This is a genomic window from Nocardiopsis sediminis, from assembly GCF_042650565.1.
Lineage (GTDB): Bacteria > Actinomycetota > Actinomycetes > Streptosporangiales > Streptosporangiaceae > Nocardiopsis_B > Nocardiopsis_B sediminis.
Genome location: NZ_JBHSBH010000007.1, coordinates 379,010 through 399,275 on the forward strand (window position 1 = coordinate 379,010; position 20,266 = coordinate 399,275).

Genomic DNA, 20,266 nt, shown 5'->3' on the forward strand with positions numbered 1-20,266 from the left:
GGGAGAGCACCCCGGGCCGGGCGCGGGGGGTGGGGGTGGTCACCGGGCGTCGACCTCGGCCTCTCTGAGCTGGGCGAGCAGCTCGTTCTGCCCGGCGAGCATCTGGGTGAGGATGCGCCGCGCGGCGCGCATGAGCTCGGCGACGTCCCCGCCGGCCAGGGCGTAGACGACGGTCGAGCCCTCGCGGGTGGCGGTGACGATGCCCGAGCGGCGCAACACCGCGAGCTGCTGGGACAGCGCCGACGGCTCGATCTCGATGTCGGCCAGCAGGTCGCGCACGGGCATCGGCCCGCCCTGGAGGAGTTCGAGCACCCGGATGCGGACCGGATGGCCGAGCATCCGGAAGAACTCCGCTTTGACCTGGTAGAGGGGGACCTGCCCGGACATCTGCCCTGCTTTCGTCGACCGTGCCCCGGGGCACGCGCCTGCCGTCCGGTGCCGACCGTGTCCCGGGGGCACGATGATCCATGATGTGAGGAATTGAAGAATTGTGCAACTCGTGGACGCCGTACCACCCCGGCTCGTAGTGAGAGTCGGCTATCAGACGCTAGTCTGAGCCCATGACCACCGACGCCTCGCGGCCGCTGAGGGCCGACGCCGCCCGCAACTCCGCGAAGATCCTGCGGGCCGCCCGGCAGGTCTACGCCGAGAACGGGCCCGACGCGATGCTCGAGGACATCGCCCGGCGGGCCGGGGTGGGCATCGCCACCCTCTACCGGCACTTCCCCAGCAAGGAGGCCCTGGTCCGCGCGGCCCTGGAGCAGAGCGTCGCCGAACGGCTCTGCCCCGCCATCGAGCAGGCCCTGGCCGGCGACGACCCCAAGCGCGGCCTGGCGGCCCTGATGGACGCCACCCTGGAGCTGGCGGCACGCGAGCGCAATACCTTGGCCGCGGCCGGCAACTCCGGCGCCCTGACCGCCGAGATCTCCGCGCCCTTCCTGGACTCCCTGGCCGAACTCACCCGGCGCGGCCAGGACGCCGGCGTCATCCGCGCCGACATCCTGGCCGAGGACATGCACAAGATCATGGGCATGCTCACCGGGCTCCTGTGGTGCACCGAACCCGAGGGCGGCGGCCGGAACCGCTACGTCGCCCTCATCATGGACGCCCTGTCCCCCGAGGGCGCCAGCCCCCTGCCGGAGATCGCCCCCGCTACCAGGTCACCGGCGGCTCATGGACGCCGTAGCTGAAAGCGTCGTCCGTGAACGGGATCCGGCCCAGGCCTGCGGCGAGCCGCCGACAGGCCTCGACCGGTCCCGGACCGCCCGGCGTCAGACGGCGGCCCAGCCGTCGTCGACCGGGAGGACGGCGCCGTTGACGAACGAGGCGGCGTCGGAGGCCAGGAAGACCGCGGCGGCGGCCTGTTCCTCCGCCGTTCCCAGCCGGCCGATGTTGGCGCCGATGAGCTGGCCCACCACCGCCGGCCCCTGCGCCTCGCTGTCGGCGTCCACGGCGATGTTGGTCGCGGTGGGGCCCGGGGCGATGGCGTTGGCGCGGATGCCCTGCTTGCGGTACATCACGGCAAGGTTCTTCACCAGGCCCACGATGCCGTGCTTGGAGGCGGTGTAGGCGGCGCCCGCCGCGCCGCCGCGCAGGCCCGCCTCGGAGGCGGTGAAGACGATCGAACCGCGCCCGGCCGCCAGCATGTGCGGCAGGGCCGCCCGGGTCAGCAGGAACGGCGCCGTCAGGTTGATGCGGATGACCCGCTCCCACTCGGCGTCGCCGGTCTCGCCGAGTGCGGACATGCGGTCCATGATCCCGGCGTTGTTGACCAGCACGTCCAGCCGGCCGAAGGCGTCGACGGCCTGCGCGACCACCGCGTCCACGACCTGCTGGTCGCTGAGGTCGCCGACGGCCGCCACCGCCGTGCCCCCGGCGGCGCCGATCTCCTTGACGGTCTCCTCGGCGCCCGCCTGGTCGAGATCGGCGGCCAGGACCCGGGCGCCCTCCTGCGCGAACCGCAGTGCGGTCGCCCGCCCGATCCCCGATGCGGCGCCGGTGACGATGACGCCCCGGCCCTCCAGACCCGTCTCACTCATGTCATGCCCCTTCGCTTTCCGTGGATTCTCCGCGCTCTGACCGCGCGTCCGTGTGCTGCACCGGCCCCGCGGTCAGCCGCCACACGCTCGCCTCGCCGTTGGCGGCGAGGAGGAGGGAGCCGTCCGGGGCGACGGCGAGGCCGGCGAACGGGCGCGGCGCGCCCCGCATACCGTGGGCGAACAGCGCGGGCTCGGTGCGGGCGGCGGTGCCGGGGGCCGCCCCGACCGGCAGGTCCTCGGCCGCCACGCGGGCCTCCCCCGTGGCCGGCGAGACCGCCCGCAGCCGCCGGTGCGCGACGTCCACCGTGAACAGCTCGCCGTTGTGGACCGCCAGCCCCTGCGGCGCACCGAGACCGTCGGCGACGACTTGCGGCGCACCGTCGGGCCCGATCCGCAGGACGGCCCCGCGCCGGTCGTCGCTCACGTGGCAGCGCCCTTCGGCATCGAAGGCCACGTCCACGGGGTGCTCCAGCCCCTCGGCGAGGAGGGTCACGCTGTCGTCCGCGCCGATGGCGACGACCCGCCCGGCGCCCGCCTCGGCGACGACGAGCGCGCCGTCGGGGCCCACCGTGATCCCGACCGGCTCGTTCAGCCCCGTCGCCCGTTCCCGGGTGGTCCCGTCGAGGGGGTCGTAGGTGTGCACGTCGCCGTACTGGGAGGTGGTGTGCACGAGGCCGGCCGCGTGGGCCACGCCGTGCACGACCGGCGCCAGCAGGGTGAGCGGGGTGACGCCGCCGTCGCCCCCGGCCGGGCGGTCGGCGGCACGCTCGCCGTCCCCGGTGGGTGCCGCGCTGGTCAGCCGGTAGTGGTCGCCCGCGTAAACCGTGCCGCCCGGGCCGGGCGCGACACCGTAGGGCCCGGTCAGGCCGCGGGGGACGATCTCGCGGGTGCGGCCGTCGGGGTGCAGTTCGGTGATGCCGCCGCCGGCGAAGCTGGAGACGAACATGCGGTTGTCGGCGTCGAACGCGGCGTTGTCCAGGCCCCCGAGGCCACTGGCCACGAGCGTGCGCGCACCGGTGCCGTGCAGGTCGATGCGGGTGACGATGCCCTCCGCCCCGCAGGACAGGACGTGCAGGACGCCGCCCTGGTCGAAGCGCACCGCCACCGGCAGGTGCACGTCCCCCGCGACCGGCTCGGGCACGCCGCCGTCGGGCGGGATGCGCCAGACCTCGCCCGTCATCATGTGCGGGTAGTAGAGGTGGCTGTCCGGGCCCAGCTGCATGGCGTTGCCCAGCGCGAGCCCGTCGGTGAGCACCACGGCCTCGCCGCCGCCGGGGAACAGCTCCACGAGGCGGCCGCCGGGCCGCATCTCGTTGACGAAGAGCCGGTCGCCCACGCAGGCGATGCCGTTGGGCACCTTCACCTCGTCCGACACCAGCGTGAACGCGCCCTCCGGGCTGCGCCGCCACACGCGGCCGGGGACCAGGTCGGCGATGTACATGGAGCCGTCCGCGCCGAAGGCGAGGTCGTCGGGCGACTGGACCGGGCCGTCCTCCGGCACGACCACCTCCACGTCGCCGGTGGCGGGGTCGACGGCGCTGATGCGCCCGGCGAGGAACTGGGCGACGTAGAGCCGCCCGTCGGGCCCGAAGGCGACGCCGTTGGAGCCCGGCAGCCGGCCGGGCGGGGTGAGGCGCTCGGCGCGCCAGCGGGTGGCGGAGCCCGTCGGGCCCGGCCGGGTGGGAGAAGAGGTGCTCATGCCTCCTCCGCCCCGACGAGCACGTCGTCCATGCCGCCATTGGCGCGCCAGCGCCGGAGCATGTCGTGGAAGGCGACCGGCCCGTCGGCGTAGCGCTCGTTGCCCTTGGCGGGCTTGCCCTCGTTGTTGTAGTACCCGGGCGTGCACTCCTCGTGGAAGGCGTACAGGTCGGGTGCGTTCTCCCGGAGTGCCGCCACCCACGCTTCCTGCGCCTCCGACGTCGGTTCGACGTAGCGGGCCCCGCGCCTGCGCGCCTCGGCGACCACCTCGGCAACGTGCCGGGCCTGCTCGTCGAGGATGTGGACGAAGTTCACGGAGGAGGCGTTCTGCAACGGGCCGAGCTGGAAGAGGTTGGGGAAGCCGTGGGTGTAGAAGCCGTGGAGCGTCTTGGGGCCCTGTGCCCAGGCCTCGAAGAGGTGGACGCCGTCCCGGCCGTAGACCGGGAGCCGCCCCGAGAGGATCCCGGAGATCCCGGTCTCGAAGCCGGTCGCGAAGATGACGCAGTCCACCTCGTACTCGGTGTCGCCGACCACGACGGCGGTCTCGGTCATCCGCTCCACGCCGTGGGTGTCGGCGGTGTCGACGAGGGTGACATTGGGCCGGTTGAAGGTCGGGAGGTAGGCGTCGCTGAACGTGGGCCGCTTGCACATGTAGCGGTACCAGGGCTTGAGCTTCTCGGCCGTCTCCGGGTCCTCGACGATCCCCTCCACGCGGGCGCGGATCTCGTTCATCTTCTGGAAGTCGGCGATCTCGTAGGCACGCTCGCGCTCCTCCGCTGGCACGTCGGCGTAGGCGTTGGAGGGGATGAGCTTCTCCTGGAGCCGGGCGCTGCCGGTCCAGGCGTCGCCCACCAGGTCCTCATCCGTACGCACACCGGTGACCACCTTGAGGAAGTTGTCCCGGCGGTGGCCGTGCCAGCCCGGCTCCAGCGACCGCGCCCACTCGGGGTCGGTGGGGCGGTTGTCGCGCACGTCGACGGAGGAGGGGGTGCGCTGGAAGACGTAGAGGTGCCCGGCGTCCTGGCCGAGGTGCGGCACGATCTGGATGGCGGTGGCCCCGGTGCCGATGACGGCGACGCGCTTGTCCGCCAGCCCGGTCAGGCCGCCGTTCGTGTCCCCGCCGGTGTAGGCGTAGTCCCAGCGGCTGGTGTGGAAGGTGTGGCCCTTGAAGGTCTCGATGCCGGGGATCCCGGGCAGCTTGGCCTGGCTGAGCGTTCCGGTGGCGACGACCACGTGGCGGGCGCGCATCAGGTCGCCGCGGTCGGTCGCGACGGTCCACTCCGACTCCGCCTCGTCCCAGCGCAGTTCGGTGGCCTGCGTCTGGAAGCAGGCGTCGTCGTAGAGGCCGAAGTGGCGCGCGATGGCCAGGGCGTGCTCGCGGATCTCCTCCCCCGGTGCGTACCGCCAGCGGGGGACGTAGCCGACCTCCTCCAGCAGCGGCATGTAGACGTGCGACTCGATGTCGCAGTGGATCCCGGGGTAGCGGTTCCAGTACCAGGTGCCGCCGAAGTCGCCGCCCTTCTCGATCACCCGGATGGACTCCACGCCCGCCTGCCGCAGCCGGGCGGCGGCGAGCAGGCCGCCGAACCCGCCGCCGACGACGGCCACCTCGACCCGGTCGTGCAGCGGGGCGCGGTCCGGGTCGGGTTCGGCGTAGGGGTCGTCGGCGTAGTAGCCGAACTCGCCGCCGACGCCGTGGTACTGGGCGTTGCCGTCGGGGCGGATCCGGCGGTCGCGTTCGGCGCGGTAGCGGGCGCGCAGGGCGTCGGGGTCGAAGCCGGGGTCCTGCGTGGGGCCGGTGGGGCGGCCGGGGGAGGCGGGCACGTGTCGCCTTCCTCTCTGTTTCCTTCGGGGCATGGCGCTGGCTGCCGCCGCCGGCTCATGGGCACCACGGCGGGCATTTGAAAATCTATCATCCAAAAAATTTGCAGCCCACGGACCCGCATTCATACCCTGCGCATCAAGTCGATCGCACTCCGTAACCGTCGGCGGGCGCAAAGCGCCACATGCGGTACGTGTGCGCCGTCAGCCCTCCCGCTGCTCCCCGCCGTCGGCGCCGGCCGGGGGCACGAGCATCCGCGTGAACGTCTCGGCGATCCCCACCATGTCCACAGTGGGGTCGTGCATCCACTGCATCTGGAGGCCCTCCAGCACCGCCACCACCGCCCGCGCCAGGTGCTCGGCCGGCTGGTCGGCCCGGAACACGCCGGCCCGCTGCCCCTCTTCGACCGCCTGGATGACCTCGGCCGCAAGGGCCCGGTAGCGGTCGGCGAAGTAGCCGTGCGCGGGGCTCTCCGGATCGGTGGCCGCCGCCGCAAGCGTGACGTGGAGCTTGGCGATCCCGGGGTGGTCGGTGACGAAGCGCGTACCGGCCACCACGGAGTCGACGATGGTCTCGCGCTCAGCGACGGCCCGGCCGAACGCCTTGCCCAGCACGTCCCGCCGCTCCAGGACGGCGAGCAGCAGGTCGTCGCGCGTGGGGAAGTAGTACGTGAGCGCCGGCTGCGTGACCCCCACCCGCTGGGCGATGTCGTGCAGCGAGGCGCGCTCCCCGTGCTCATCGACCGCCTCGTAGGCGGCCTGGAGGATCTGCTCCCGCCGTTGCGCGCTCTTACGGTAGGGTCCGCGCGGCTTCCGCTCGTTCGTCACCCGTCAGAAGGTACTGCACGGCCGTTCACCGGCGAGTCCGCGCGGGGCCTGCGCCGCGGGCCTGCATGTAGTGACCACTGAGGCCGGTTACATCCACCCCGCCGACACAAGACGACAAGGCCTCCGGTATCGGTGTGGATTGCGACGAACACGCCGACCGCCGAGATGGAGTCGAGGATGGACCAGAGGCTCTGGCAGAACGCCGCCGACCACCTGATCAGGTACGGGGCGGACTTCACCCCCCGCATCATCGAGCGCGCCGCCGGCGCGTACGTATACGACACCGATGGGAGGGCCATCCTGGACTTCACCTCCGGGCAGATGAGCGCGCTGCTCGGGCATTCGCACCCCGACATCGTCCGGACGGTCGCCGAAGCCGCGGGAACCCTCGACCACCTCTATTCCGGAATGCTGAGCCGGCCCGTGATCGAACTCGCCGGGCGGCTCGCCGGGACTCTTCCGGCACCGCTGAGCCGGATGATGCTTCTCAGCACCGGGGCGGAGTCGAACGAGGCCGCCATCAAGATGGCCAAGCTGTACACCGGCAACCATGAGATCGTCGCGTTCGATCGCTCGTGGCACGGGATGACCTCCGGCGCGGCGGCGGCCACCTTCTCGGCGGGCCGGCGCGGCTACGGGCCCCCGGTGCCGGGGAACCTCACCCTGCCCACGCCTGACGCCTACCGTTCTCCGTTCCGGCACCCGGACGGCTCCTACGACTGGGAAACCGAACTCGACTACGGGCTCCGGCTGGTCGACCAGCAGTCCTCCGGCAGCCTCGCGGCGTGCATCGTCGAGCCGATCCTGTCCTCCGGCGGCATCATCGAGCTTCCTGAGGGCTACCTCGCCCGCCTGAAGGAGTACTGCGCGGCGCGGGGGATGCTGCTGATCTTCGACGAGGCGCAGACCGGCCTCGGGCGCACCGGAACGATGTACGCGTTCGAGCGCGACGGCGTGGTCCCGGATCTGCTCACGTTGTCGAAGACCCTGGGCGCCGGACTGCCTGTTGCGGCGGTGCTGACGTCAGCGGAGATCGAGCAGGCCTGCCATGACCGCGGTTTCCTCTTCTTCACCACCCATGTCTCCGACCCGCTCGCGGCCTCCGTGGCCCTGGCCGTGCTGGACATCGTGGAGCGCGACGCCCTTGTGCAGCGGGCAACATCGCTCGGGAAGGAGCTGACAGCGCGTCTGCTGGATCTACGCGACCGTTTCGAAGCCGTCGGTGACGTGCGCGGTCGCGGCCTGCTCCAGGGGATCGAGCTGGTGACGGATAAGGAGAGCAGGTCGCCGGCCGACCGGCTCGGCCGGGCGGTGACGACCGCGTGCCTGGAGCGGGGGCTCCACGTCAATATCGTGCAGCTGCCCGGTATGGGCGGCATCTTCCGCATCGCTCCGCCACTGACGATCGAGACGGCCGACCTGCATTCCGGCGTGGACATGCTGGAGTCGGCATTGCGCAGCGTGCTGTCGTAGAGCGGGTTGGGAGCCGGGCGGGCGGCAGCGGCTCACCGGCATCCCGGCGTGTTCTCGCCGCTCTCATGGGTCCAGGGTCACTTGGCGATGAGGTTGAGCCGGGCGTTCAGCGCAGCGATCCGGTCGGCGGGCACGCTGTCGCCGGACCGTCGGATGAGCTTCTCCACGCTCATCCGGCCGACGATGGCCTGCATCGCCGGCGGGATCTCGACGCCTTTGCCTGCGTCCCCGTAGCCGGTCGAGACGGCGTCGAACAGGGAGGCGATCAATCGGGCACCGTCCTCGGTCTGCACGATGTCGTTGACGGTGTCGCGGATGGAGAAGAAACCATCGGGGGCGGGCAGATCAGCGTCCTCGAACCAATTGGCCGTGGCATCGGGCATGACGGTCGCTTCGGGCACTTCATCCACCTTGCGCAGGGTGACGGTGTCGGTGAGGTCGCCGGAACGGGCGGTGATCTCGTGCTCGCCGATCAGGGGAACCTGAAAGCGAAAGGTCCGGCGACCCTCGACGGTCGCGTGCTCCGCGCCATCGACGACCAAAGAGACGTGCTCCCGGTTGGAATAGACGATCACCTCGGTCACGTCCTCCACCCGCTCGGCCCTCCGCCGACCCGCCACGTGCACGAAGGGTTCGCTCGACCACGCTGCCTTGTACAGGTAGAACGCGTCCTTCTTCAGGGTGCGGTCAAAGGAGACCAGGCCCTTCTGGTTACGGCCGGGCGCCCCGCCCTCCAGGCGGCCGGCGGATCCGAAGTCCGCGAGGTTCCACACGTGAGTGGCCCACAGCCAGGGCCTCTGCTCGATCATCGTGAGCATGTGCTCGTGGTACAGCGCCTGGTAGCCCTCGGTGCAGTCACCCTGGGCCGGCTCGGCCGACTGGAACCGCGGGTTCGCGTCCGCCCCGTACTCGGACAGCCCGATCGCCACCTCGGGGTAGGCGGCATGGAAGTCGTCGAGCCAGGTGTCGTTGTCGCGGGTCTCGCCCACATACCAGCCGAAGTAAAGGTTGTAGGACATGACGTCCGCCACGGTGACCAGCGGATCGTCGGTCTCCAACAGGAACAGGTTCGCCATCGCGGTCAGGCGGGTGGGGTCGAGCCGGTGGGCGAGGTCGTTCAGCTCACGGTGGGCCGCCAGCACGTCCTCGCCCGCGCCGGCGAGGGTGATCTCGTTGGAGAGCCCCCAGCTGACGATGCTCGCGTGGTGCCGGTTCTGGACGATCAGCTCGGTGAGCTGGTCACGGGCGTTACCGGTCGCCCCGGGCAGGAACACCGTGATCTGCGGGATCTCCGCCCACACCACGATCCCCGCTTCGTCGCACAGGTCGTAGAACCGCTGGTCGTGCTGGTAGTGGGCGAGCCGCACCGTTGTGACACCCAGTTCCCTGAGCAGGGCGAGGTCCCTCTGCTTCATCTCCTCCGTGATCGCGTTGCCGACACCCTCGTGATCCTGGTGGCGGGACACGCCGCGCAGCGGATACTCCTCGCCGTTGAGCAGGAAGCCCCGCTGCGGATCGACCACGAACTCGCGGCAGCCGAAACGCAGCTCGACCGCGTCGAGAACGGTTTCGCCCGCGAGGAGCTCGGCACGGGCGTTGTAGAGGTGGGGGTCGCGAAGGCCGTGCCAGCGGCGCACCGGCTCGATGGGCAGGGCAGCGATCGCCTCGCCGTCGACGACAGGCACGGTCGCGGTGGCCTCGCCGTCGATGGTGAAGCGCACCGTGACGGCCGGGCCGGAGGCACCGACGGGTGTGCCCTCCTCCGACCTGGGCCCGGCGCCGGCCGCTCCGACGATGCTCGCGCTCAGCGCCACATCGGCTCGGTCCCCGTCCAGCGTCGGAGTCACTGTCAGGCCCGGGCCGCCGTGGTCGTCGAGCGCGAAGTGCGCAGACCCGACCCTGATGAGCCGAACATCGCGGTAGATGCCGCCGTAGAAGGTGAAGTCCGCCTGCTGCGGGTACACCCGCGCGTTCGCCGCGTTGTCCACGATGACCAGCAGGGTCCCCGTGCCCTCGAGGAGATGGTCGGTGAGATTCACCCGGAAGGTCGAATAGCCGCCGTCGTGCCGGGCGAGCGGTTGCCCGTCCAGGTACACCTCGGCGGTGGAGTTCACTCCGGCGAACTCCACCCAGGTCTCCGCGGCAGCGCCGTCGGACTCGACGATCCGCGCGTAGGTGGAGCGGCCGCGGCGGTACTCGCCGCCCGCCTGACCATCGACCGCGTTCCAGGAGTGCGGCAACGTGACCTGCTCGCCCGCCGCTACGACATCCTCCCAGCCTGTCGCGGGCGGGAGCTCGACAGGGGCGAACGCCCAGCCGTCCAGGATCGGCATGACCTGCCGGAGGCTGGCCAGGGGTGGTGTCATGGAAGTCTCCTCCGACGGGATGGTGTCGGCTGCGCCGGGCCCTGACACGATACGAATCGTCATCGCCAGGGTGATAGAACTGGCCGCGCAGGATCAGAATCGATCCAGCACCCGCTGTGCTGCCGGACCAAGGGGACCTGCAATGGCACTGACGTCGGATGTCACACCCGTCGCCTGCCTCGAGACGGTCCGCGCCGCGCTCGCCGAGGTGCTCGGCTGCGCCGTGGTCCTGACGGCCGATGTCCCGTCGGCCCTCGCCGGCTTCGAGACCGCACATTGCCTGGACCCGCATGTGCAGCCCGCATTCACCGCCGCCGCGCTGCGCGCGTTCACGCACGAGATGGAGCCGCAGGTCATCCACGAAGTCGTGGAGCCGCTCGGGATGGCCGTGGCCCTGGTGCGCTGGGACGAGCAGCTGCTGCTCATCGGCCCGTACACGCATGAGCCGATGCATCCGGGTGTCGCGGAGGAGGTGATGAGCCGGCTCGGCATCCCGACTGCGCATCTGCGGCTCTACAAGCTGTACCGCACCCGATATCCGATCGTGGACGCGGAGTATGTGTACCGGAGTGCCGTGGCGCTGCTGCGCGCCGCCGGAAGCGAGGATGTGCAAGGCCACCTCCAGCGGGTCAAGGCCGAGGACGGAACGATCGCGCCAGGACGAGGCGAGGCTCCGCAGTCCGCGTCCTTCACGGTGATCGAAGAGCGATACCGTCTGGAGCGGGAGTTCATGGATGGAATCGCCGACGGCTCGGTCGAGCAGGCCAGGGCCGCTCTACAGCGCCTGGCCGGCAGGCCGCAGACCCTCAACTACCTGGGCACGCCCTTTCTCGGCACGACGATCCTGCGGATCATGGCTCGGGTTGCAGCGCAGCGCGGCGGCCTCCCCCCGGTGACGATCGACGCGATCTCCCAGGAGTACGCGCAACGCCTGCACCGCATCGGCCACACCGCCGATGTACGGCGCACCGTCAACTTCACGACACAGATGGTCACCGACTTCTGCCTGCATGTTCGACGTCACCGCCAGCACAATTATTCGCCGCTCGTGCGGCGGATGACCGACGAGATCGACCTGCACCTCAGCCAGCACGTCTCCACCCCGGAGCTCGCCGCACGACTGGGGGTCTCCGCATCCACGCTCGCGCGCCGCTTCAAGGCGGAGACGGGGATGACCGTCGCCGCCTATGTCGCCCGGCAGAGAGCCGAGCGGGCGGCGCGGCTGCTCGCCACCACCTCGCAGAGCGTGCACGACATCGCCCTGTTCGTGGGGTACGACGACGCGAACTACTTCGTGAAGGTGTTTCGCGCCGCGTACGGGATGACCCCCACGGCATACCGCGCCGCCCACGCGGGATAAGGTGCGTGGCCCGCCGAACTCACGGCACGAGCGGAGTCGACGCAGCGCACCTGCCCCGCCCCGGTCATGGGACGGAAGTCGCCGGCCCGGCCGCTTCCAGCCCCGACTTCCTGTCCGCCACGCGCTTTTGCACCTCGATCATTTCGCTGCGAGTGAGCTTGTAGCCGCGCATCGCGAACAGGGTGCATACGGAGCCGAGCATCGGCAGCCCGAAGAACAGCAGCAGTGTCATCAGCAGGATCGGGGTGGACGGAGCGTCCGTGGGTTGCGGCATCACGGTGGTGAACCCGATCAGCGCCACCGCCCCAAGGGCGAGCGTGGAACCGAGCGAGGAGATGATCTGATCGATGAGGCCGTACGTCGCGCTGACGGTGGCTGGAAGATACTTGCCGGAACGGTCCAACTCGTAGTCGACGATGTCGGCCCGCATGGCGCCCGAGGCGACGGTGCCCACCATCGACGCGCCGTTCAGCAGCAGGTACAGGGCGAAGAAGGCGATCGTGAGCGGCAGGCTGCCGAGGACCGACCGCATGTCCACCACCAAGCAGAACACGGTGAGCAGCGTCGCGAAGATCAAGCCGACCCACGTCCAGGTGACCGTTGCGGCCTTCGACCCGTGCTTGCCGCTGTAGCGAGCTCCGATGATCGCGAACAGGATGCCGGGCAGTAGCGTGATCACGCCGAGCGTCGTGCCGAACTGCATGTCGCCCTGCAGGATGCCCCACATGAGGGTGCCGATCACGGCCTGCGACTTCACCACCTGAGCGATCTTGTCGGCAGCACCGCTGATCAGGTAACGCTGGAACGGGCCGTTCCTGGTCAGCAGGTCCCACATGTCGCGCATAGAGACCTCGGCCTTGATGCGCCTGTCCGAGAGGTGCGCGAAGCTCTCCGGCTTGTCGATCCTGGACACACCGATCAATGCGAGGATCTGGAACACCAAAGAGCAGGCCACGTAGGTGATCGCGGTTTCGCTGAGCATCTCCACCGTGAATTCGTTTCCGTGCCGGGGAAGGAACACCACCGCGGAGAGGATCGAGAAGATCGCAGGTACGAAATAGGCGTAAACAGTCGCCCACACCTGCACCATCGGCCGCTGACGGGGATCGTTGGTGATCACGGCACTGGACATATTCCCAGCGATGTCATTCATCGATGATCCGATGATGTACACGACATAGATCGCAATGAAGATTCCGGCACCGAGCCCGGCGTCGGCCCCCCACACGAAAAGCGCGAGGATCGCGAACGATCGGATCAGCCAGCCACCGAACATGAAGAACCGCAGCTTGCCGAACGGGAAGTTCATTCTGTCGATGACCAAGGCGAGCACGGGATCGATCAGGCCGTCGAATACGCGGGTCGCGGTGAGGATCACGCCCGCCACAGCCACCGCAATGCCGTAGCCGACGTTCTGTAGGTAGCTCATGAGGCCGACGAGAGTGTAGAAGATCATCGCCGAGCCGTTGTTCATCTGGGAGAAGGCGATCTCCCATGTGCGTGCACGGCGGTAGGTCACGCCGTCGGTCTCGCTCGCCGTCTGCTTCGATGTACGCGCCATCGCGATCACGCTCCCAGAGGGGGCAAGCCCTAGGCAGGCGGCCGACGGGGCGTTCCGCCGGTAATACCCCGAGATGACGGCAAGGTTAAGACGGGGTAAGTCCCACGGGGTAGAAACGGTACGGCGACAGTAGGCGGGAATCGGCGAGAACCGGGGATCTCCCGCGCAAGACCACCGCGGGTCAGGAATCGAGGGCCGCTCGATGCGCCGTGTAGGCGGCTGGGGTGAGGCCGACGTGGTGGTGGAAGAAGCGACCGAAGTTGGCGGTGTCGGTGAAGCCGAGGTGAGCGGCGACCGCGCGGGCGGTCCACTGGTCATGTCCGAGGAGGCGGCGCGCTTCGAGGAGGCGCCGGTCGTTGATGACCTCGCGTGTTCCCTTGCCGGTGGCGGCCCGCGCGGCGCGGCTGAGGGTGCGGACCGAGCAGCCGAGCAACCGGGCGTAGTCGTCGGCGCGGTGCAGCTCGCGGAAGTGCAGCTCCAGGGCGTCCAGGAACCGTTCGTAGACGGGGCGGCGGCCGGTGGCGGGTCCCGGGTGGATGCCCAGGGAGAGGGCGAGGCGCAGCAGCAGGGCTTCGAGGAGGCTGCGCCGCAGGGCGTGGTGGGCCGCGAGTGGGCGGCGTCCCCGTGCGCGGTGTTCGCCGAGGAGCTGGAGCGCGGTCTGCTCCAGCCAGGGGGCGTCGTCGGGGTGCGGGGTCAGGACGGCCAGTCGTCGTGGTCGGTGTGGAAGTCCTCGACGGTGGTGACCTCCAGGCCGTAGGGCGTGCCTGCCGGGGGCTGGAAACCGTACAGGGGGACGGCGTCGGCGGGCTCGGCGGGTACGGAGGAGCCGGACCGCTCGGCCGAGGTGAGGGAGATCGCCCGCCCCGGCCGCGCGGAGTGTCGCCTGTCGACCATCATGTGTCCGCAGCTTACCGTGGGGATCGGCCGTCTCCGGGGGAAGATGGCGAGTACGACGGCCAACGCCGCCTTGATCGGGTTCGCCCTGCTCCGCACAGGAGCCGATCGGGGTGGCCCGCTGGGGGCCGGATCCGTCGGCAGGTACCGCCGGCGTCGTGTGGCCGGCGCTGCTGTTCGTGCCGGGTCGCCTGTGGCCTGGATCGCCGGCCTGGGCGCCGGCACCGTTGGAGGAGCTGATCGTCGTGAATGGAAGCGCGTTGCAGAAGATCGCGGCCGGCCGCGCCGAGGAACTGCCCGGGAGCGGGCTGGAGCATCCCTTCGGCGACGACTGGGAGGTCTTCAAGGTGCGCGGCAAGGTCTTCATGCTGATCACCGAGGTTCCGGGGCGCCCGGTCGTGATCCTCAAATCGGCCCCGGCCGAGGCCCGCGCCCTGTGTGCGGAGAACGCGGACATCACCCCCGGCTACCACATGAACAAGAAACACTGGATCACGCTGGAGGGCGGGGGCGCGATCGATGAGGAGCTGGTCACCGAGCTCGTGACCGAGTCCTACCGGCTCGTGGTCGGTAACCTGCCCGGGGCGCAGCAGCCCGTCGACCCGCACACCTACGGCCGCCGCGCCTGAACCGCACCATGCCTCTCAGCGGCCACGAACTCCAGGACACCGCACGCACCACGGCCCTCGCGCTGTCGGGAACGGACCACGGCAGGCCCGCCACGGACAAAGACCACCCCATGCACACGATGCCGACCGTCGCCACCCGGGCCGGCGCCCGGTACATGGGCCCCGGGCAGGCCGAGGCATTCGGCGTTGTCGCAGAAGAGGGTCGAGGTTCTGCTGCGGAGGAAGCAGTCGACCGCGGCGTGCGGTTCCGGCGGGGCACCCCGGTCACCGACGTGCAGACAAGCCCCACAGGGGCGGTTGTGACACTCGCCTCCGGCGAGCAGATCACCACCCCGTACGTGATCGGCGCCGACGGCGCCCGATCCGTTACGGCCGGTGGAACCTCTACTGACCCCCACGCCGGGGGCACGGTGAGCCCCAGACGGTCTGCACTGCCTGGGCGACGCGCAAGGAGCGCCCCGTCCACGTCGATGCCTCACCGGAGGGGTGGCACTCCAGAGTGGCGTGCCCCCCTGACCTGCGCCAATGACCCTCAGGTGGTGCGCCCGAAGTCCTCCGGGGTGATCTGGTCGAGGAACTCGCGGAACTTCTCGACCTCGTCCTCCTGCTCGTCGGGGATGGGGACCCCGGCTTCGTCGACGACGTCGTCGTGCGCGTAGATGGGTGTCCCCGTGCGCAGGGCGAGGGCGATGGAGTCGGAGGGGCGGGCGCTGACCTCGATGCCGTTGGAGAACACCAGCTCGGCATAGAAGATGCCGTCGCTGAGCGAGGTGATGTTCACGGTGCTCAGGCTGGCGTCGAGCGCCTCGAGGACGTCGCGGAACAGATCATGGGTGAGCGGCCGCGCGGGGGCGACCCCCTGCTGGGCCAGCGCGATCGCGGTGGCCTCGACCGCACCGATCCAGATCGGCAGGTAGCGTTCGCCGTCGGACTCCTTGAGCAGGACGATCGGCTGATTCGAGGGCATCTCGACCCGGACGCCGACAACCTCCATGTGCTTCACTGCGGCTCCGTCCCACGACTCGTCGTGCCGGATGGGCACTCGCCCGGATGTGCGCGTATTAGTCCCATTCACGGTACACCGCCGAGGCGGGGTTCCGCCGGATCGGGTACCGGCGCCTTTGCGGCGCCGGGCCGAACCGGCGGCCCTGCCGAGCGATCCGCGGTCCGCGGTCCGCGCCATGGCACCACGCCCCGGACCGCGCCGCGGGTCGGCGGTCTTGCTTACAAGGCTGTCCGGTCCCGGGGGGGACGCAAACCTTCGGGCCGGCCCGGGCCGGGCGGGCCCTCAGCGGCGCGGCTTGGTGAGCAGCACCAGGCGGAACTTGCCGATCTGGACTTCGTCGCCGCCCCCGAGCTCGGCCTCGTCGATCCGCTCGCGGTTGACGTAGGTGCCGTTGAGGCTGCCGACATCGCGCACGCCGAACCCGTTGCCGCGGCGGAAGAACTCGACGTGGCGGCGGGAGACCGTGACGTCGTCGAGGAAGATGTCGCTGTTGGGGTGCCGCCCGGCGGTGGTGACGTCGCTGTCCAACAGGAACCTGCTGCCGGCGTTGGGACCGCGCTTGACGACCAGCAGCGCCGTTCCGGCCGGGAGCGCGTCGACGCTCCCGTGGTCGGCGGGCAGGTCGTCGCCGGCTTCGGCCTCGGCCTCGAGGGCCTGGATCCCGGAGATGGAGATCGTCGACGTGGTCTCGCCGACGGAATCGCCGCGCCGCTCGGAACGCGGTGCCTCCTGGCCCGCGCGGATGGGGGACCCACAGTTGGAGCAGAAACGGGCATCATCCGCAACGGCGTGACCGCACTTCGTGCAGTAAACGCTCGACATAGGTCGGCTCGGCCTCCTACCGCACGGGGCGGTGCTTGAATCGTCTGGTGGTCATGGCCCCGGATGGTCGGCTTTACCTTCCGTCCACCCACACTGCAAACGGGGCTGACGGGTGTGATGTTCCCGGCGGCCTCGTGGTTCTTACATCCTGCGTGTCATCCCCCACATCCGGCGCTTTCCACACGTTCGGGGTGATCGGTCGCGCGGGGGCCGCGCTCGCCGCCCGACCACGGCGGTGCGGGAACACTCGACTCTAAACCATAGCGACGTCCGGCAGCAGTCTCCGCCCGCGTTCAGCAGGCAGATCGGCCCCGGACACGCCGGGAGCGCCCCGCTCGGGGGCGCTCCCGGCAGCCGGGCTCAGCCCTCGGCTTGCTCGACCACCGCGGCCCATTCGTCCAGCAGCCGCTGAGCGGTGTCGGACTCGGGACCTTCGGCCCAAAGATGGGTCACGGCCTCGGAGGTGTCGGGCAGGACCAGCGCCCACGCCCCTCCCGGCTCGATGACGCGCACGCCGTCGGTGGTGTCGATCTCGCGGCCCTCCGCGGCCTCGACCACCGCCCGCATCACGCTGCCCTTGACCGCCCACGGCGTGGGCACCGAGCGGCGCAGCAGGTGCGCCTGGGGGATGCGCCGGTCGATCTCGCTGACCGACAGCCGGGTGCGCGCCACCAGGCCCAGCAGGCGCACGAAGGCCGCGATGCCGTCGCCGGTCCGGGAGAACTCCGGCAGCACGTACCCGCCGCGGCCGTCGCCGGCGAACACGATGTCCTCGGCATTGGCGGCCTTGGTGAGCTCGTCGGTGGCCGTGGGGGTCCACTGCACCTGGACGCCGTGGGCGCCCGCCACCTGCTCGGCGATGCGGGTGGTGGTGACCGGCAGCGCCACCCGGCCGCTCTTGCGCTCGGCCGCCACGAGGTCCAGTACCACCAGCAGGGCGCGCTCGTTGTCGACCACCTCGCCGTGGTCGTCGACCAGGGAGAGGCGCTCGGCCACCGGGTCGAACCGCACGCCGAAGTCGGCCCGCGAGGAGCGGACCAGCTCGCCCAGGCGCTGGAGGTCGCGCATCTGCTCGGCCAGGGTGTCGGTGGGCGAGGCCTCGTCGAGCCGGTTGTTGACCGTGAGGACATCGACCCCGATGCGGCCCAGCAGCGACGGCAGGATCAGCGACCCCGTGCCGCCCGCGCAGTCGATGACGACCTTGAGCCCCGCCTCCTCCACACCGGAGGTGTCGATGCAGCGCAGCAGCTCGTGGGAGTAGTTCTCCACGCCGCGCGAGGGGAACGACAGCTCGGCGATCTCGCCGGGGAACGCGCGCCGGTACTCGGCCCGGGAGAACACGCGCTCCAGCTTGCGCTGGCCGGCCGGGGAGAGGTCGGCGCCGCGCTCGTCGAAGAACAGGATGTCCACCGACTGCGGGGCACCGGGGGTGGTGCGCAGGCTGATCCCCCCGCTGACCCCGCTCTGGGAGGTGTGGAACCGCGCCACCGGCAGCGGCACCACCTCAAGGTCGCGGACGTCGATCGCGCTGGCGGTCAGCGCGCTGATCACCGCCCGCTTGAGCGTGCGCGCCGCCCGGGAGACGTCGCGCGAGGTGGTGACCACCGACCCCTTCTTCAGGGTGGTGGCATAGGCGCTGGCGATGCGCACCGCCAGCTCGGGGGTGATCTCGACGTTGATCAGGCCCGAGACGCCGCGCGGCCCGAACAGCGACCGCTGCCCGCGCGACTCCCAGATCACGTTGGTGTTGACGACCGCGCCGGCCTCGATGGTCTTGAAGGGGTAGACCTTGATGTCGTTGGAGAGGTAGGCGTCGGACTCGATGACGCACTCCTCGCCGACGATCGCCCCCTCCTCGACCCGGGCGCCCGACATGACGTCGGTGTTCTTGCCGATGACGCAGCCGCGCAGGTGGGTGCTGGCGCCGAGGTAGACGTTGTCGTGGACGACGCTGCGGTGCAGGAACGCCTCGGAGCGCACGACGACGTTGCTGCCGAGCACGGTGTACTCGCGCAGTTCGGCACCGGCCTCGACCTTGGCGTAGTCGCCGATGTAGAGGGGGCCCTTGAGGACGGCGTCGGGGTCGACCTCGGCGCCCTCGGCCACCCACACACCGGGCGACAGCTCGAACCCGTCGATCTCGACGTCGACCTTGCCGGAGAGCACATCGGCCTGGGCGCTGAGGTAGCTCTCGTGGGTCCCGACGTCCTCCCAGTAGCCGTCGGCGATGTAGCCGTACAGCGGGGCGCCGTCCTTGAGCAGCTTGGGGAACACGTCCCCGGACCAGTCGACGACCTCGCCCTCGGCGACCTCGTCGAGTACCTCGGGCTCCATGATGTAGATCCCGGTGTTCACGGTGTCGGAGAAGACCTGCCCCCAGGTGGGCTTCTCCAGGAAGCGCTGCACGCGCCCCTGCTCATCGACGATGATGATGCCGAACTCCAGCGGGTTGGCCACCCGCTTGAGCCCGATGGTGACCATGGCGCCGTTCTCGCGGTGGAAGCGCACCATGTCGGAGAGGTCGATGTCGGTGAGCGCGTCGCCGGAGATCACGATGAACGGCTCCCCGCGCAGGTGCTCCTCGGCGTTCTTCACGCTCCCCGCGGTACCGAGCGGCACCTCCTCGGCGACGTAGTGCAGGTTCATGCCGAGTTCTTCGCCGTCGCCGAAGTAGTTCCGGATCAGCGTGGCAAGGAACTGGACGGTCACGACGGTGTCGTCGAACCCGTGCCGCTTGAGCAGCCGGAGCACGTGTTCCATGATCGGTCGGTTGACGACGGGCAGCAGCGGCTTGGGCTGGTTGGCGGTCATCGGGCGCAGGCGGGTGCCCTCGCCGCCGGCCATCACAACGGCCTTCATCGGGGCCACCCCCAGACCCCGGTCGGTAGTCGGCGAAACGCCCTGGGGCGCGTGCTCATGGTGGGGACGTCGCTCCCTTCCTGTCGCTGGACGGTGGCCCGGAGTGACCGGATCGGGGGCCGTCCGGCGCGTTTGCCGCACGGTCGCCGTGGTCCGGACCGGGATCGCCTTTCGTGGCCGCCGGCCGCACCGCGGGCCCATGGCCCGAGCCGGAGCGGCGGTCGGCCCGACGGGCCTCGCGGATCAACCGCTGGCCCTGCACTGCATAGAGCAGGCCGGCCCACCAATAGATAGCCGTTCCCCAGATCGCGAACGCCCAACCCACAATTTGAGCGACATCACCGGCGAAACCGTCATATACCGCAATGAACAGCAACGGGAAGGAGTAGAGGAGGCACAGGGTGGCGGCCTTGCCGGCGAAGTTGACCGGCAGCGTGCCGTAGCCGTGGTGGCGCAGCACCGGAAGGGCGATCACGATGAGGACGTCGCGCAGCACCAGGATGGCCATCAGCCACCACGGCACGATGCCGCGGACCACCAGGCCCAGCAGCGCCGCGAAGATGTAGAGGCGGTCGGCCAGCGGATCGAGCAGCACACCGAGGCGGCTGGTCTGGTTCCAGGCCCGGGCGATCTTGCCGTCGAGCCAGTCGGAGATCCCCGCGAACGCGAGCACGCCCAGCGCCCACCAGTCGGCCCGCGGGCCCAGCACGAGCCACAGGAACAACGGCACACCGGCCAGCCTGAGCATGCTGAGCAGATTCGGGATCGTCCAAATGCGATCGCGCGCCGGACTCTCTTGGATCGCCACCCCACCTCCCCTGTGTCCCGGATAGCGAGCCTACCCGGCGGCGCACCGCATCATGCCGATGCCGGGGCCGCCACCAGCGCGTTGATCGGGCCCGGGGCCCCG

General features: G+C 70.3%; 18 protein-coding genes. 5 read left to right on the forward strand and 13 right to left on the reverse strand.

The features are described 5' to 3' along the window. Positions 1–39 precede the first annotated feature (39 nt). Positions 40–387, reverse strand: coding sequence for an ArsR/SmtB family transcription factor (locus ACFOVU_RS10755; RefSeq protein WP_378532400.1), 348 nt, complete (start codon positions 385–387; stop codon positions 40–42). 173 nt (positions 388–560) lie between these two features. On the opposite strand from ACFOVU_RS10755, the gene ACFOVU_RS10760 reads away from it, so the two are divergent. Beyond that, positions 561–1,190 (forward strand): TetR/AcrR family transcriptional regulator, encoded by a 630-nt coding sequence (locus ACFOVU_RS10760; protein ID WP_378532402.1) that lies wholly within the window; start codon positions 561–563, stop codon positions 1,188–1,190. Positions 1,191–1,271: 81 nt separating this feature from the next. Here ACFOVU_RS10760 and ACFOVU_RS10765 read toward each other — a convergent pair whose 3' ends face one another. From ACFOVU_RS10765 to ACFOVU_RS10780, 4 genes are all read right to left on the reverse strand, one after another. Then, positions 1,272–2,039 (reverse strand): SDR family NAD(P)-dependent oxidoreductase, encoded by a 768-nt coding sequence (locus tag ACFOVU_RS10765; RefSeq protein WP_378532403.1) that lies wholly within the window; start codon positions 2,037–2,039, stop codon positions 1,272–1,274. 1 nt (position 2,040) lies between these two features. Beyond that, entirely contained in the window at positions 2,041–3,738 is a 1,698-nt protein-coding gene (locus ACFOVU_RS10770; RefSeq protein WP_378532405.1) for a hypothetical protein, read from the reverse strand. Beyond that, on the reverse strand, positions 3,735–5,561 hold the full coding sequence (locus ACFOVU_RS10775) for a flavin-containing monooxygenase (RefSeq protein ID WP_378532407.1): 1,827 nt from the start codon (positions 5,559–5,561) through the stop codon (positions 3,735–3,737). Before ACFOVU_RS10775 ends, ACFOVU_RS10770 begins: the two co-directional genes overlap by 4 nt. A 201-nt stretch (positions 5,562–5,762) precedes the next feature. Further along, positions 5,763–6,386, reverse strand: coding sequence for a TetR/AcrR family transcriptional regulator (locus tag ACFOVU_RS10780; protein WP_378532409.1), 624 nt, complete (start codon positions 6,384–6,386; stop codon positions 5,763–5,765). A gap of 177 nt (positions 6,387–6,563) precedes the next feature. Between ACFOVU_RS10780 and ACFOVU_RS10785 the strand changes: the two genes are divergently transcribed. Then, the gene (locus tag ACFOVU_RS10785; protein ID WP_378532411.1) at positions 6,564–7,859 is read left to right on the forward strand and encodes an aspartate aminotransferase family protein; all 1,296 of its coding nucleotides are present in this window, start codon (positions 6,564–6,566) and stop codon (positions 7,857–7,859) included. Between the two features lie 77 nt (positions 7,860–7,936). Here the strand turns inward: ACFOVU_RS10785 and ACFOVU_RS10790 are convergent, their stop codons facing one another. After that, positions 7,937–10,225 carry a glycoside hydrolase family 2 protein gene (locus tag ACFOVU_RS10790; protein WP_378532413.1) on the reverse strand — a complete coding sequence of 763 codons (2,289 nt, stop codon included), beginning with the start codon at positions 10,223–10,225 and terminating at the stop codon, positions 7,937–7,939. Between the two features lie 142 nt (positions 10,226–10,367). On the opposite strand from ACFOVU_RS10790, the gene ACFOVU_RS10795 reads away from it, so the two are divergent. Further along, positions 10,368–11,585, forward strand: coding sequence for a helix-turn-helix transcriptional regulator (locus ACFOVU_RS10795; protein WP_378532415.1), 1,218 nt, complete (start codon positions 10,368–10,370; stop codon positions 11,583–11,585). A gap of 64 nt (positions 11,586–11,649) precedes the next feature. On the opposite strand, the gene ACFOVU_RS10800 is transcribed toward ACFOVU_RS10795, so the two are convergent. After that, positions 11,650–13,146: an MFS transporter gene (locus ACFOVU_RS10800; protein ID WP_378532417.1), complete on the reverse strand. Its 1,497-nt coding sequence runs from the start codon at positions 13,144–13,146 to the stop codon at positions 11,650–11,652. Positions 13,147–13,327: 181 nt separating this feature from the next. After that, entirely contained in the window at positions 13,328–13,579 is a 252-nt protein-coding gene (locus ACFOVU_RS10805; protein ID WP_378532419.1) for a helix-turn-helix domain-containing protein, read from the reverse strand. A 21-nt stretch (positions 13,580–13,600) separates the two neighbouring features. Between ACFOVU_RS10805 and ACFOVU_RS10810 the strand changes: the two genes are divergently transcribed. After that, on the forward strand, positions 13,601–13,903 hold the full coding sequence (locus ACFOVU_RS10810) for a hypothetical protein (RefSeq protein ID WP_378532421.1): 303 nt from the start codon (positions 13,601–13,603) through the stop codon (positions 13,901–13,903). Here ACFOVU_RS10810 and ACFOVU_RS10815 read toward each other — a convergent pair. After that, the gene (locus tag ACFOVU_RS10815; RefSeq protein ID WP_378532422.1) at positions 13,840–14,043 is read right to left on the reverse strand and encodes a hypothetical protein; all 204 of its coding nucleotides are present in this window, start codon (positions 14,041–14,043) and stop codon (positions 13,840–13,842) included. The genes ACFOVU_RS10810 and ACFOVU_RS10815 overlap by 64 nt on opposite strands. Before the next feature lie 242 nt (positions 14,044–14,285). Here ACFOVU_RS10815 and ACFOVU_RS10820 point away from each other — a divergent pair, with 242 nt between their 5' ends. Then, a complete protein-coding gene (locus ACFOVU_RS10820) occupies positions 14,286–14,669 on the forward strand; it encodes an MmcQ/YjbR family DNA-binding protein (protein WP_378532424.1) in 384 nt (127 codons plus the stop codon). Positions 14,670–15,201: 532 nt separating this feature from the next. Here the strand turns inward: ACFOVU_RS10820 and ACFOVU_RS10825 are convergent. The 4 genes from ACFOVU_RS10825 to ACFOVU_RS10840 form a co-directional block, all read right to left on the reverse strand. Further along, positions 15,202–15,672, reverse strand: coding sequence for a bifunctional nuclease family protein (locus tag ACFOVU_RS10825; protein ID WP_378532426.1), 471 nt, complete (start codon positions 15,670–15,672; stop codon positions 15,202–15,204). A gap of 285 nt (positions 15,673–15,957) precedes the next feature. Then, entirely contained in the window at positions 15,958–16,497 is a 540-nt protein-coding gene (locus ACFOVU_RS10830; protein WP_378532428.1) for an FHA domain-containing protein, read from the reverse strand. Positions 16,498–16,857: 360 nt separating this feature from the next. Then, the gene (locus ACFOVU_RS10835; RefSeq protein ID WP_378532430.1) at positions 16,858–19,356 is read right to left on the reverse strand and encodes a sugar phosphate nucleotidyltransferase; all 2,499 of its coding nucleotides are present in this window, start codon (positions 19,354–19,356) and stop codon (positions 16,858–16,860) included. Between the two features lie 55 nt (positions 19,357–19,411). Then, a complete protein-coding gene (locus ACFOVU_RS10840) occupies positions 19,412–20,104 on the reverse strand; it encodes a CDP-alcohol phosphatidyltransferase family protein (RefSeq protein WP_378532821.1) in 693 nt (230 codons plus the stop codon). Positions 20,105–20,266: the final 162 nt, after the last annotated feature.